This is a genomic window from Paenibacillus sp. P32E (assembly GCF_001909085.1).
In the GTDB taxonomy this organism is placed as follows: Bacteria; Bacillota; Bacilli; order Paenibacillales; family Paenibacillaceae; genus Paenibacillus_AQ; species Paenibacillus_AQ helianthi.
This window is the reverse complement of record NZ_LVYY01000007.1, coordinates 36839-50712: the sequence shown is the minus strand read 5'-3', so window position 1 is coordinate 50712 and position 13874 is coordinate 36839. Positions and strand designations below refer to the sequence as shown.

At 48.2% G+C, this 13874-nt stretch carries 15 protein-coding genes; 9 read left to right on the top strand and 6 right to left on the bottom strand.

Annotated features, from left to right (window positions below; translation table 11 throughout):
* Positions 1–21 precede the first annotated feature (21 nt).
* Both A3848_RS08070 and A3848_RS08065 read left to right on the top strand, forming a co-directional pair.
* On the top strand, positions 22–1788 hold the full coding sequence (locus A3848_RS08070) for a cache domain-containing sensor histidine kinase (RefSeq protein ID WP_074084442.1): 1767 nt from the start codon (positions 22–24) through the stop codon (positions 1786–1788).
* The gene (locus A3848_RS08065) at positions 1785–2993 is read left to right on the top strand and encodes a response regulator (protein ID WP_074084441.1); all 1209 of its coding nucleotides are present in this window, start codon (positions 1785–1787) and stop codon (positions 2991–2993) included. Before A3848_RS08070 ends, A3848_RS08065 begins: the two co-directional genes overlap by 4 nt.
* Positions 2994–3096: 103 nt before the next feature.
* Here the strand turns inward: A3848_RS08065 and A3848_RS08060 are convergent, their stop codons facing one another.
* The 3 genes from A3848_RS08060 to A3848_RS32185 form a co-directional block, all read right to left on the bottom strand.
* Entirely contained in the window at positions 3097–3450 is a 354-nt protein-coding gene (locus A3848_RS08060; protein ID WP_074084440.1) for a DUF4190 domain-containing protein, read from the bottom strand.
* 190 nt (positions 3451–3640) lie between these two features.
* Entirely contained in the window at positions 3641–4429 is a 789-nt protein-coding gene (locus tag A3848_RS08055) for a GNAT family N-acetyltransferase (RefSeq protein WP_074084439.1), read from the bottom strand.
* Positions 4430–4752: 323 nt separating this feature from the next.
* The gene (locus A3848_RS32185) at positions 4753–4923 is read right to left on the bottom strand and encodes a hypothetical protein (protein ID WP_167374780.1); all 171 of its coding nucleotides are present in this window, start codon (positions 4921–4923) and stop codon (positions 4753–4755) included.
* A gap of 164 nt (positions 4924–5087) precedes the next feature.
* On the opposite strand from A3848_RS32185, the gene A3848_RS08050 reads away from it, so the two are divergent.
* From A3848_RS08050 to A3848_RS08035, 4 genes are all read left to right on the top strand, one after another.
* Positions 5088–5648, top strand: coding sequence for a GrpB family protein (locus A3848_RS08050; RefSeq protein ID WP_256702225.1), 561 nt, complete (start codon positions 5088–5090; stop codon positions 5646–5648).
* 439 nt (positions 5649–6087) lie between these two features.
* Entirely contained in the window at positions 6088–6759 is a 672-nt protein-coding gene (locus A3848_RS08045) for a response regulator transcription factor (RefSeq protein ID WP_074084438.1), read from the top strand.
* Positions 6756–8171, top strand: a complete 1416-nt coding sequence (locus A3848_RS08040; protein WP_074084437.1) for a HAMP domain-containing sensor histidine kinase — start codon at positions 6756–6758, stop codon at positions 8169–8171. The genes A3848_RS08045 and A3848_RS08040 overlap by 4 nt, the downstream gene beginning before the upstream one ends.
* Before the next feature lie 50 nt (positions 8172–8221).
* Positions 8222–8836 carry a DedA family protein gene (locus A3848_RS08035; protein WP_074084436.1) on the top strand — a complete coding sequence of 205 codons (615 nt, stop codon included), beginning with the start codon at positions 8222–8224 and terminating at the stop codon, positions 8834–8836.
* Positions 8837–8848: 12 nt separating this feature from the next.
* Here the strand turns inward: A3848_RS08035 and A3848_RS08030 are convergent, their stop codons facing one another.
* Together A3848_RS08030 and A3848_RS08025 are read right to left on the bottom strand one after the other, a co-directional pair.
* Positions 8849–9709, bottom strand: coding sequence for an AraC family transcriptional regulator (locus A3848_RS08030; protein WP_074084435.1), 861 nt, complete (start codon positions 9707–9709; stop codon positions 8849–8851).
* A gap of 204 nt (positions 9710–9913) precedes the next feature.
* On the bottom strand, positions 9914–11347 hold the full coding sequence (locus tag A3848_RS08025; RefSeq protein ID WP_074084434.1) for a hypothetical protein: 1434 nt from the start codon (positions 11345–11347) through the stop codon (positions 9914–9916).
* A 227-nt stretch (positions 11348–11574) separates the two neighbouring features.
* Between A3848_RS08025 and A3848_RS08020 the strand changes: the two genes are divergently transcribed.
* The 3 genes from A3848_RS08020 to A3848_RS08010 are packed head-to-tail and all read left to right on the top strand — an operon-like array spanning position 11575 to position 13452.
* A complete protein-coding gene (locus tag A3848_RS08020) occupies positions 11575–11955 on the top strand; it encodes a GntR family transcriptional regulator (RefSeq protein ID WP_074084433.1) in 381 nt (126 codons plus the stop codon).
* The gene (locus A3848_RS08015; protein ID WP_074084432.1) at positions 11952–12821 is read left to right on the top strand and encodes an ABC transporter ATP-binding protein; all 870 of its coding nucleotides are present in this window, start codon (positions 11952–11954) and stop codon (positions 12819–12821) included. The genes A3848_RS08020 and A3848_RS08015 overlap by 4 nt, the downstream gene beginning before the upstream one ends.
* The gene (locus A3848_RS08010) at positions 12814–13452 is read left to right on the top strand and encodes an ABC-2 transporter permease (protein WP_074084431.1); all 639 of its coding nucleotides are present in this window, start codon (positions 12814–12816) and stop codon (positions 13450–13452) included. Before A3848_RS08015 ends, A3848_RS08010 begins: the two co-directional genes overlap by 8 nt.
* 157 nt (positions 13453–13609) lie before the next feature.
* On the opposite strand, the gene A3848_RS08005 is transcribed toward A3848_RS08010, so the two are convergent.
* Positions 13610–13858, bottom strand: coding sequence for a ribosomal protein L7/L12 (locus tag A3848_RS08005; protein ID WP_178381931.1), 249 nt, complete (start codon positions 13856–13858; stop codon positions 13610–13612).
* Positions 13859–13874 lie beyond the last annotated feature (16 nt).

Sequence of the window (13874 nt, the reverse complement as noted above, 5' to 3'; positions counted from 1 at the left end):
GTGTTGAAAGGAGAGAGTCCTATGAAAAGCGGCTTTCATTCCATCCATCATCGGTTGTTCTTGCTGTTTCTTTTTTGCATGTCCAGTATTCTGCTTATTGTCAGCCTGCTGTACTATAACCGGACTACCGTGCAATTGCATGAGAAGATCAGTGATTTGTCGCAAAAGAACGTCTCCCAGACCGCCGGGCTGTTCAGCCTGCTCTACAAAGGGTACGATTCTCTGTCCAAATCACTCAGCAACAACTTCGAGATGATTCGATTGATTAATGAAACAACGGATGAGCCGGCGGTAGCCTACATTAATGAGCAGACCATCACCAATATTATCGGTTCCATATTTTATTCGCGGGATGATCTGGTAGGCATTCATGTCATTACAGACAAGGGCAAGATTTATAATTACGGGAACTATATGAATGTCGTCGATCCGAAATACCACAGTCAGAATTGGTACAAACAGCTTCAAGCCTCTTCCGGCAAAATGGTCTGGCTCGGCGTATATCAGCATTCGTTAATCGACCAGGTGGAGGATAGCCCGGTGTTTGCTTTTGGCCGGCAAATCTATGATCTGAATGAGCACAAGCCGATCGGTATTGTTCTCTACGAGACGAATCCCCAGCCGGTTCTTGACGCTCTGGAGAACCTCAAGCTGGGCGCGCACAGCCAGGTGTACTTGATGTCAGAGGATGGGCGGTTTGTGACCTCAGCAACAGACCCGGCTCCAGTGATGGGAACGCTGCCTTCCTTGCAGAGTTTCCAGGATCAGAGTGTCCGGCAGGAAGCGGGACGTCTCGTGGTGGCCTCCAAGCTGTCTTTTTCCGGGTGGTGGGTAATGAGTATTACACCGGATAAGGATCTCAATGTGGAATTGAAAGAAATGAAGCGTTATTTGCTGATTGTCATCTCGATTCTAATTATCGTTTCGACATTAATTGCGTCTATTGTGTCTCAGACGATCTCCTCACCGTTAAAAAAGCTGATCCGCGAAATGAGGCAGGTGGAGGTCGGGAACTTCCGGGGAATGGTCAATGTGTCCTCCTACCAGGAGATTAATATCCTCGTAGCTTCCTTTAACCGGATGGTCCGGCGGATTGAAGAGCTGATTGAACGCGTGAAACTGTCTTCTGTCAGTGAAAAAAATGCAGAGCTGCATGCCCTGCAGTCCCAGGTCAATCCGCATTTCCTCTACAATACACTGGACATGATCTACTGGATGCTGGATGAAGAGGGAAATGAGCAACTGGGCGAGCTGGTGCTCTCCCTGTCATCCATGTTCCGGTACAGCAGCCAGTGGGAGGATGCCGCCGAGGTTACCCTGCGTGAAGAGCTGGAGCAGATTGGTCATTATCTGAAGATCATTTCCATCCGCTTGGAAGGGAGACTGCAGATTATTATGGATATCGACGAGCGCTGGCTGAACATCCGTGTTCCGAAGATGACGGTGCAGCCTGTTATTGAGAACGCCGTCAAGCATGGACTCGAATCTCTGAGCCGCCAAGGTATTCTGAAGGTGTACACACGCGAAGAGGGTTCTATTCTGCAATTGATTGTGGAGGACAATGGCGATGGAATGAATGCCGGTCAGCTGGAGCGCCTGCTTCAGTCCCTGAACGGGGATAGGCCCAAAGAAGGCGGCAAAGGCGGGATTGGACTGCAGAATCTGCACCGCCGCCTGCAGCATATGTTCGGAGAGGAATATGGCCTGCACATTCAGAGCTTTCCCGGAGAAGGGACACAGGTTGCCATTGTGCTGCCGATTAGGTTGGAAGGAGACAACATCACGTGAATATTCTTGTAGCCGATGATGAAAGAGTAATCCGCGAAGGCATCATGCGAACCATCGGACAGATCAGTCCGGATCATCAGGTATTTGTGGCGGCAAAGGCGGAAGACGCCGTCAAGATTATGGAAGAGCAGCGGATTCACATCGTTCTGACGGATATTTTGATGCCAGGGATGAGCGGACTTGAATTCATGAAGATCTCCAAGCGCCGGTACCCTTATGTAAAATGGGTCGTGATCTCGGCGCACAGTGAGTTCTCCTATGCCCAGGAGGCGGTACGACTTGGGGCGAGGGATTATCTGCTTAAGCCCATCGGCAAGAGCAAGCTGCTGGAAATCATCACCAATCTCACTGTTGAAATTGAGCAGGACAATGATATTTCCCGGCAGGGAGAGCGGCTGAAAGCGAGCCTGCGGTTTCTGAGGGAAGGCGTCTTTCAGCGTTTAGCCTCAGGACTCGATATCGGTAATTTGGACATTGAGCCCTTCATCGAAGATTATAAGCATTTCTATATGGTGATGGTGCAGCTGGATGCGGAGGACAGAAGCATACGGCTGGAGCACTTCATTGTCGAGAATGTGCTGTCTGAGCTTATTGAGCTGCACGGGCGAGGCTTTGTTGTCAGCTATGACCGCCAGAGTCTGCTTGGACTCATTACCCTGCGGGAGGATGCCACGATTCAGCAGTTTCAGGATGAAGTCAAGGAGCATCTCACACACTATTTAAAGATCCCTTTTCAAATGATACACTCCGGCCTCAGTTATGATTTCAATACTGTTCCGCAGGTCGTCAAACGGATGAGAGAAGCCTCGGCGTCACAGGCACTGGAGCTCGAACCGATGAAGGGGAGCGGGGAGAAGGCGATAGATGTGGCGCTGCATTATATCAAGGAGCATTTCTATGAAGACTTGTCCCTGGAAAAAATGGCTTCGGTAGTTTTCCTGAATCCGGCCTATTTCAGTCAGCTGTTCAAGCAAAAAACCGGGCAGGGCTACAAAGAGTATGTTACTTCGCTGCGGCTGGAGCAGGCCAAGCTGTTATTGCTTAATCCGAAATTGAAACTGGCTGAGATCGCCGAGCGTGTAGGGTATCAGGACATGAAGCATTTCACCCAGATGTTCCGCAAACGGTACCATTTAACCCCTACCGAGTATCGCCAGCAGCAGAATATCAATATTCTGATGAGCAAAGGAACGCCGCCGCAATAATCACCCCGCCTATACTGCAACATAAAAAGGAAGTAGATACCAGGTTTCGAAACCGGTGTCCGCTTCCTTTTTATGTTCAAAATATAAGGATTTATAGGGCAGGTTAGATGTTGTTGAAGCTGTTGAACGAATTAATGCCGCCATCATAGTCATTAAAGAAAATAATTGCAACAACAACGATAGCAATAATAACCGCATAAATAATAGTACCTACAATTCCGCAGACCAGCCCGGCAATAGCCATCCCTTTGCCTTGTTCATTACGGTTGCGGATCTCTTTGAGCGAAATCGCGGAGAGAATAATGGCAATAATCCCAAAGATCAGACCAATATAAGGAGATACGATCGATAAAATTCCCAGCACCAGGGCGGCAACGGATTTGCCGTTTGTTTTGGCGGGCGCGGGTGGCTGTGTGTAATATTCCTGATTTCCAAATGGCGGGGGTTGATAACTCATGTGATAGCTCCTTTTATGTGTTTTGTGAACCATGGCTCCAGTGTATTATATAATATTTTCCAACCGGAGATGTGCTCTTTGTTCAAAGATAAGAATTTTTATGTTTCACGCGATAAATTATCCTTCTATTTCTCGCTGAAACGGATACCGTCCTCAAAAGGACGGCGAAGCCGTTTCCACTTGTATTTATTTATATCGGCTGTTCTATGTAGTTGATCCAGTGTGTAAGCTTCACCGCAAGCGACAGACCTAAAGACTCCGCCAGTCGAATGGAAGGAACATTATTGTCCTGAACCTGGTATCTGGGAATATACCCCCTTTGCAGGGTATGGAATAGTGCTGTGCGGACCACACGCTTCGCCAATCCCTTGTTCCTTCCTTCTTCAACGGTATGCACACCCCCGATTTCCCAGATCTGTTCTTCATTACGGAAAACAAAGCAGGTACTCAGCGGAAATTCGCCTTCAAAAAGAGATACGGAAAAAGCACCTTCCGCAAAATAATGCCCGATTTCGTCACTGGAATAGCCATTTGCCGCCCACAACGGATATAGTCTTTCATCCGGCAGTTCACTGAGCACCGTATCCCTGTCCTCGGCAAAGGAATGAGCGGATGCTGTGCTGTAGGAGTAAAAACAGCGGGTTTTATACAGCGGATAGTGTTCAGAAAATGCAAGTACGCTATACTCATCCTGAAGCTTGAAGACAAGCCGGGCATCCTTGGGCAACTGGTCAATTAATGCCGGGATCAGTTCCGGGCTGCTGTAATCCAAGAGCACGATGGTGTTGGCATTGGGATAAGCTCTGAGATCATATGAGAAAGCGTTAGCCGGCAGCAGCAGCAGAATCCCCCAATTGTTCTCCTGTTCGATAAGATAACTGTCCATCACTTGGTGGTGTGCAGTGAGCATTTTTAGCAAGGTGACATTTTTCAGCGGATTCATGCGCAGCTTCTCCATAATCCTGTCGTACTGGATCATTTGTGTTCACCTCCTGTCCGGTTTGAGAATCCAGAATCGGGCATTTCTTCTATATTACTATAAAATCCTCCATTTGACCTCAAGAATATTCCCTGATGTGATTCAATCCCCGTACAGTCGAAGCACAAATAGGAGTAACAGCAACCGACCTACCAGGACGAAAGCTAAATAAAAAGGCCAGACCATCCATACAAATTCTCACGGGTGGGCTCAGGTATCGTCTGGTTTTTGACATGATTGGCTTATGTGCAGTCCATTCCAGATGGTTACATGAAAAGACTGCACTTTCGTCCAAGAGCAACGAGGTGCAGCCTTTCCGTCAACTAAGTTTCATTTTTGGTAACACCATTTAAGCTTGGCACATAATCGGCAGCTTTATTGTTGCTAACCATTTGAGGCTCCTCGGTGAGATGATCGTGATTCTGCTGATTGTTTTTCTTATCCGCACGGTTATTGGCGCGGTCGTGTTTGGGATCGGCACTGTTTTTGGGCATGACGTTCACCTCCATCTCTCCAAGCTTAGTATGATGCGGTGTTTTGTATTTTATCCCAGTATGTTATCCATCTTAGGGCAAAAAGTAATTTGAGATTTTAATTGACAGATCCTGCTATAATAGTTGTGCCATACAATGCTGGTCTATTAAGAAACGTATAGGGGGTGAAGAGCATCGCTAAAAACACTAAGGTTGTTGAAGTGGTTCCTTATGATCCCGCATGGAAGAGTGAGTTCGGCAGATTGCGCGAATGGCTGCATGAAATAACTGGTGATCTTATCCTAGCTATTGAACATGTCGGCAGCACTTCTGTTGAAGGATTATCAGCCAAACCCATCATTGATATAGATTTGGTGATGGAGAGTTATGAGGTTTTCCCGAAGATCGTTGAGCGGTTAAGTCAATATGGATATGTTCATCAAGGCAATCTCGGTATCGAAGGCAGGGAGGCATTCAATCGGGAGCAGGAAGACGGGTTCATGAAATATCATCTGTACGTGTGTCCAAAGGACGGTAAAGGGCATCTGGAGCATATTATTTTACGCGAATATCTACGGGTCAACCCATCAGCCGCACGGGAATATGAACAAGTGAAGCTGAGTCTGGCCGAGCAGTTCCGATATGATATCGATGCTTACTGCGAAGGGAAGACGGCTGTGGTCCATTCTATTTTGCAAAGGGCCGGTTATGAGGCAGCTACCCAGGAACATCACACACACAAATGACTCCGTAGCTATGATGTAGAGATCCAAATAAACGAACCGTACTCCTGATGAAATGTTTTTCCATGGAATAGAAAGGAAATACTTGTATTTATGTAATTTTGATGGTAAATTATAGATATAAGTTTGGGATTCTAACTGGGCCCAGCGATCACAGCAACCAACTTGAAGATGTAAGACAAAAAGGAGCATTTCCCCCAATGCTCCTTTTTGTTATGCGTAAATCTGCCCATTCCTCCGTTTTTAATCGCCTGAAACTCGCTTAATGATAGGGTAGGGTCATTTTGGGACAGCTTTATCAGAGTTGGAACAGGTGAAGTGACAATTGATCAGGAACACCATTCATAAATTAATGATTCTTTAAGAAAGCAGAGGTACACTTAGTTGTACCTGTATAGAAGTGAAGGAATGAATGAATGGCTTCACGTGGAGAGGATCACATATGAACAGAATACTATTGATTGAAGATGAGAAGAATCTGGCCCGCTTCATTGAACTGGAGCTGCAGCATGTATCTTATTCGGTTACCCGGGCGCAGGATGGGATTAACGGTCTGAAGCTGGCAGAGGAAGAAAACTGGGATTTAATATTGCTGGACCTGATGCTGCCGGGCCTTAACGGAATTGAGGTCTGCCGGCGCATCCGCAAGGTGAAGCAGACTCCGGTCATTATCATTACAGCCCGGGACGGATTGTCCGATAAAATCAACGGGCTGGACAGTGGTGCCGATGATTATATCGCCAAACCTTTTGCGATTGAGGAGCTGCTCGCACGTATGAGATCGTTACTGCGAAGAGCGGGCACTCTATTGGAAGGGCATCTGCTGGTATGCCAGGATCTTCAGCTCGACGCGCTGGGCCGGACCCTTACCAAAGCCGGGGAGACCCTTGAGCTCACGAAGCGCGAATTCGATATCCTGCTGGTGTTGATGCAGAACATGGGCCGGGTGATGACCAGGGAGAAGCTGATGGAGGCAGTATGGGGCTATGAAACGGATGTAGAAATGAAGGTGGTAGATGTGTACATCAGCTATTTGAGAGGGAAAATCGACTCACCTGGACAACCCAGTGTTGTACAGACTCTGCGCGGTCTGGGATATGTGATCCGTAAATGAGAAGAGTCACCACACTGCTGTCGCGGTTGTCCATCCGCTGGATGCTGGCCATTTGGTCCTCTATTTTGCTGTGTGTACTGTTTCTGAGTTACAACGGGGTGCAATATTTTGTGATTAACCGCTGGATGTTGCATCAGGAGCAGATTGCCCTCCACAAGAATATAGAGGAGATTCAAGGGTACTTCCGGGCAGAGAACGAAACGGCTGAAGGAATCGCCGGCAGCCATTCTTTTATTGAGAGCATCAACGGGAGCCATCAGCTGATCCGTATTCTGGATGCTCGCGGTAAACCGGTATTAACCGCATCTGCCCAACTGCCGGAGGAATGGGTGAAACCGCAAGTATCAACGAAGACAACCACGGACAGTATCTGGCATGAAGAAGAACATCTTCTGATCGTCAGAAGTCCGCTGCGAACCTCCAAGTTTAACGGAACTATAGAAATTGTGAACAACCTGGAAAGCTCTGATCAGCTAAGTGATCTGCTGCTGGGTGTTATGATCGCCGGCTGGCTGGGTGCTATCGTCATCAGCGGGATAGGGGGAGTTTTTTTGTCCCGGCAGCTCCTGCGGCCCATTCAATCGTTAAGAGACACCATGACCAGCATTAAGCAAAAAGGGCTGCAGGAGAGGGTACGCATCTCGGGCAGCAATGATGAGCTGGCTCAGCTTGCCAGGGTTTTTAATGATCTGATGGATCAGCTCGAGACTTCCTTTTATAGCCAAAAGCAGTTCGTTGAGGATGCTTCCCATGAATTACGGACACCGATTTCTATCATTGAAGGGCATATTTCATTGCTTAGCCGTTGGGGTAAACATGATCCGATGATTCTTGAAGAATCGCTGAATGTATCGGTGCAGGAGCTGGGCCGACTGAAAGGGATTGTCAATGAATTACTGGAGCTTACACGGGCAGAAGAGAAGAGCAGGGAGCTATACGACTTTCCTTGCATAGCCAATGATACCCTTCAATACACCCTGCGGAACTTTGCTTTGCTGCATCCCGATTTCCATTTCACTCAGAATCTCGATGACATAGACGGTGCGGTAATCCATATCGTGCCGAATCATCTGGAGCAGATTTTGCTTATTCTATTGGATAATGCTGTTAAATATTCGGGGTCTACACGGACCATTACGATAAATGGAGCTGTGCAGGAGTCCCGGCTTCACATCAGTGTAGAGGACTGTGGTATTGGAGTGCCGGAGGAGGACTTGCCCCTATTGTTTCAGCGGTTCTATCGCGTGGACAAGTCAAGAAGCCGGGAACAAGGCGGAAGCGGCCTGGGGCTCGCCATTGCAGAACGACTGGTCGCAAGATACAGCGGCAGCATAACGCTCTCCAGCATACCCGGACAGGGAACGGCAGTCACGCTGTCTTTTCCCGTTGTAGAGGAGCTTCAGAACCATTAAATGGTTCTGAAGTGTGATAAGAGCAATAAGGTAAGATAAGGAGGGATAGCATGCACCAATTACTGAACGCGATAACGGATGCCGCTCTGAATCTTGTAAATACGCTGGGAATCTGGGGAATCTGGATCGGGATGGTGCTGGAGAGCGCCTGTATTCCCATTCCCAGTGAGGTCATTATGCTTAGCGGTGGACTGCTGATTGCCAGAGGAGCGTTGTCTTTTCCGGAGGTGGTGGCCGCGGGAGTGCTCGGCAATCTCGTTGGGTCTATAGCCGCATTTTATGTGGGGGCACATGGAGGCAGAAGATTATTGGAAAAGTATGGTAAATATATTCTCTTTAATTCACGTCACCTGGAGCAGTCCCAGCGCTGGTTCGACCGTTACGGTGAAAGTACGGTGTTCTTCACCCGGATGCTGCCTTTTATTCGGACCTTCATTTCTTTACCCGCTGGAATTGCCGGGATGAAACCCGGGAAATTTGTTTTTTTTACAGCTCTGGGTTCCTTGCCCTGGAATATCGCTCTGGTATATCTGGGATATCGCCTTGGAGACCATTGGACAGTCGTTGAGGAGTACATGCGTCCTGTGAGTTATATCATTTGCGGTGCCGTTGTTATTCTTATCGTTCTCTGGCTGGTGCGCCGGAGAAAAGAACGCACGGCTTAACAGGTGCGCCGTCTATTCCTGCCGCAGCATTGAGCGGTATTCACTGGGTGACATACCGCTGAATTTGCGGAATTGCCTGGAGAAATACAGTGCATCGTTGAAGCCGACAGACGAAGCTACCTGATCAATGGTGAGGGGGCCGGCAAGCAGACCTTTGGCTTTGTCCATCCGCATCTTTAGCAGATACTGCTTGGGGGAGAGGCCTGTTTTCTGCTTAAAAGCCTTGGACAGATGCGCACGGTGGTAACCGAGCGTAGCGGCCATATGGTCAATGCTGATCTGTTGATGGAACTGCAGGGAGATCCAGCGGATGGCCTGGTCAATCTGCCGGTCGATGATTTCCGGCATTTCCTTAGGCCTGGCAGGCAGGATGGCCAGGTTGTCCTGTCCGAAATGGTGAAGCAGGAGCCGCGTCCATCCAGAGGCCTCCAGACTTTCCAGACGCGGATAAGCAGACTGCCGGAAGCACAGACGGATTCGTTCGTACAAGCTATGCAGCTCCAGGGTATTCTCTGTATGCAGCAGCGGCCGCTCCTTTGTAATGCCGATATCGGACAGAAGCCCGGATACACCGGTGCCTTGGAGCGCAACCCAGGCATAATGCCACGGGTTACGATCATCCGCCTGATAGCTGAAGAGGGAGCCGGGAAAGATTACGAAGGTGTCTCCGCTCCTGCACTGCTGAGAAACAGTGCTGCTCTGAAAGCAGCCCTCACCCTCCAACACCGTATGGATCAGATAATAATCATGAACGGATGGTCCGATTTTATGACCGGGATATGGCTGGCCTTCACCGCTGAACAGAACGGCAAGGTCCTGCTCCTCGGGGAGCAGATTAAAGCCGGCGGTAAAGGAATAATGCTCAGGAATCATGGCCGGTCCACCTTTATGTAATGAATGAGACGCACTATTGTCAGGCTACAACAGGTTTGTTCTATTTGCAACATTTGTCCATATAACAATTGGTGTTCCTACGTGAGCTGCCAATGGATAATAAAGTAACAGGTATATTCCCTCTATCTGAAGCGGATTATGCCTGTTTAGCATGGAACCGGAGGAGGTCCTTTCTGCAACCTCTCATAACGAAAATACGCTGCCATAGTCTCCTTTGAAGACCGGTGTTCCAAAGGCTTTAACCCAGTCCTGATAAAGCCGCGTGGAGCTGTTGTTTTTGACGATTAAAAAGTCGGGATGGTCGAACTTCACAATATCGGGAAGGTATTCCGAGAAACCGTACATGGAACGCTCAAAAGCGGTCCAGCCCATCGGGCCGGCAGAGGCTTTGGTGATAAAAGGGTCCTGCCTTCCGTCACAGAGCACGTCACCCCCGCGGTACATGACATAACCGGATGATCCATAGCTGGAGAGCACCCTAGGTCGGACGCCCTGTGCCGCATGTTCCAGGACATAGTCCATTTCTTTCACGGGATAAGCTCTGGCATCGATAGCCGGCGGTACGGTGAAAATACAGACGATATTAAGGGACAGGCCTACTGTCAGTGCAAACATCAGAGTCCCCCGGCCAAGACGCAGGGACAGGCTACGGAAATACGGTACCACTTCGAAGAAAACGCCTGCGAAATAAGGAATAAACAACCACATAAACAGGTTTTGCTTGAAATTGGTTACCCCCAAATAGAGAATGCCAGCCATCAGGAAGAAGCGGAAGGGCTTTTTGTAGAGTGAAAAAGGAAGGGTTACCGCAAAAAACAACAGCAGCAGCAAAATAGGCAGATTCTCAATTCGGTTGAACTGGATCGGCTGCCACTCGTTGATGAGCATGTTGAAGTGATTATGGGTTACGGTGAAGATATATAGCAAGCTCTTTGCACCAGCCGGATTCAAAAGTCCGGAGAGCCAGACCAGTATGAATACTGCGGCACGGCGTAAATTTAGTTTTTTCTCCAGCAATGATTCCAGCACAGCCATGCCCGTAAACACTGCAATCACCAGCCATACTCCGGTGTGAATATTAGCTATTGCGCAGGAGAGGAGCAACATCGCAGTGGCATATTTAAGACTTGTCTTCAGCTGGAATTCCCGCAGATACACGAAGAACCACACAATCATCCCGGAAGAGATCATCTGCGGCCGCCCTTTGAAATAGTTGTAATAGATCCAGCTGGTGATCAGCAGCACAAAAGGCAGGAGGAGCGGATGCTCCTCAGGCAGGCCCAGTTCTTTGCGCGAAACCTTCCCTAAACGGAGCAGTCCCATAATAAGCCAGAAGAGGCAAATGGCAGTCAACAGGTAGATTCCCGGCCACCCGAATGCCTGGTACAAGGGAGCAATAAGAAGCTGAAATCCGAACTCATGGGGAATATAGGGCAGCTTGTCATTGTAAAAGGTATGGATGGCATGATGCAGCACGGTGTGGTGGGCAATCATGTAACGGCCGAGTTCAATATGCCAGAACGTGTCAGGGTCATTGTAAGAATATTTGGGCATCAACAGCAGAATGAAGACAACAATCAGAGTCCCGTAGCCTAGCTTGAACCATTTTGTGCGCATTGGAAGGATTAACCCCTTTTAGATCTACTATAATTTCCAATCGTTAGTGAACAGTTAAAAGCTTGATAAAAACTCATATTCATACCTTTTCCCATAAAGAGGTATCAGGATACCTCATGCTTTAATGCATAGAGAGAATCTTGACAAGCAAACAAATAGTGTATATATTACACATATACAATAATTACAGTAATTACAGTAATTACAGAGGGTGCTGATGCTGCAACATGAACATATTGATATCGAGTACATCCGGCGAGCCGATTTATGCCCAGATAGCGGGTCAGGTCCGCCAGCTGATTCTTCAGGGTGAACTGGTTACCGGGATGCCCCTGCCATCCATCCGCCAGCTTGCCAAAGAGCTGCAGATCAGCGTGATCACCACAAAACGGGCTTATGAGGAGCTGGAGCGGGAGGGTCTGATTAATTCTATCGTCGGGAAGGGTTCATTTGTATCCGGGGCAGATCAGGAGTTCATCCGGGAGCAGCGGCTGCGGATTATGGAAGGCAAGCTGAAAGAGCTTATTGACGAGAGCAGGCTTTTGGGAATGGAATATAAGGAACTTGCGGAGATGCTGAAACTGCTCTATGAGGAGGAGAAAGAATGAGTGAGGTCATTCAGCTGGAAGGCTTAAGTAAAAGCTATGACCGGTTTGAACTGCGTGATATTACGGTCGGCATTAAGGAAGGGTATATCACAGGGCTGATCGGCCCGAATGGGGCGGGTAAAACAAGCCTGATCCAAATAATCATGGGTATGGTCTATCCGGATCAGGGTGAAATTCAGCTATTCGGGCAGAACCATCTGCTTCATCAGGCGGCTATCAAGGACCGGATCGGCTATGTATCCGATGAAAATATTTATTACGAACGTCTTACTGTTAATCAAATGAAGAGGATCATTGCTCCGTTCTACAGCCGCTGGAATGAGGATATATACCAGAAGTACCAGGAGAGATTCAAGCTCCCGCAGGATAAGAAGATCAAGGATCTGTCCAAAGGGATGAAAATCAAGTTCTCACTTGCCATTGCCCTGTCCCACGATGCGGATCTGCTGATTATGGATGAGCCTACTTCGGGGCTCGACCCGATATTCCGCAGAGAACTGCTGGAGCTGCTTAGTGAACACATCCAGGATGAAAAGAAGTCCATTCTCTTCTCCACACATAACACAATGGATCTGGACCGCATTGCCGATTATATTGTGTTCATCAATGACGGACGGCTGGTTTTCAACGAGATGAAGGAATCTCTTACGGAGAAATATCTGCTAGTCAAAGGCGGGAGGGAACTGCTTGACCGGGACGTCCGGCGCTGGTTCATTGGTATTCGTGAGACAGCCGTAGGCTTCGAAGGACTGATCGGTAACCGTGCGGAAGGCGAACGCTACTTCAAGGATACCGCCATCTGTGAGATCCCTACGCTGGAGGAAATCATGTATTTTACCGTAAAAGGAAGTGAAGCACATGCGTAACTCCATTTATTTAATCCGTAAGGATTTCTTCCTGGTCCGCAAGTTTTTGTTGTTGCTGATTCCATACTATATCATTATGGGTTTTACGAATATTGATGCCTACGCGGTATTTGCTCTGCTTCCGGCAATGCTGATATTGTTGAATGCCTGCGCTATGGACGTGCTGGATAACAACCAGCGGTTTCAGATCAGTCTCCCGGTGCCCCGCCATCAGCTGGTACTGGCCAAATATTTAAGTCTGATCCCCTATGCTATCATTAGTCTGATCTGCACGCTGCTGCTCTACCTCGCCGGGGTTTTATCCGGGCAGATTAGTGAACCGGTTGCCTGGAGAGAGTTACTATTGACCATTGCAACCTTCCCGGTACTTGCAGCCTTTTATTTACCGCTGTACTTCTGGCTGGGACAAAAAGGGATGCAGATCGTGAATTTTGCCTTTATCATGCTGATCATGTTGAATATCACTGCTACTTCTCATTTGGCAAAGCGGTTTCCGGCTCTGCTCGATTGGATTCACCCGCAAACCTCAAGCCATATCTTATTATGGGCTATAGGCGGCGTGGCTTACATATTTCTGCTGTATTGTTCTTATCTGATTTCGTTGCGGATTTTCGTTAAGAAAGACATCTAATGCGCTAATATGTCCCATGGCGCGCTGGATAAGGCCCTCGATAACTATATACGTTATCGTAGAACCGGCTGCACTGTCCCTATAGGGATTCGCGCAGCCGGTTCTTGTCTTCATTGGTTAAGCAAGGCTATGGCCGGAAAGTACTATTTACAAAGGATTACCTGCCCTGGTCCATATGGTCAACGTAATCCTTGGCATCCTTCAGCGATAAATTCCTCGCTTCACGAAGCACCTTGATCGCCTGGATTTTCTTACCTTCAGCCAGCAGCAGATGCAGCCTTCTCTCCAGGTCCGGAGCAAATTCCATGTTCTGTACATACAGCGGTGTGGGTGTTTCCATATTTGGTTTGAACATACTTCCTCCCATTCCTGAGCGGTTATCGATCCGATCCAGCTGTGATTGCAAATCTTTAACCCTCCTA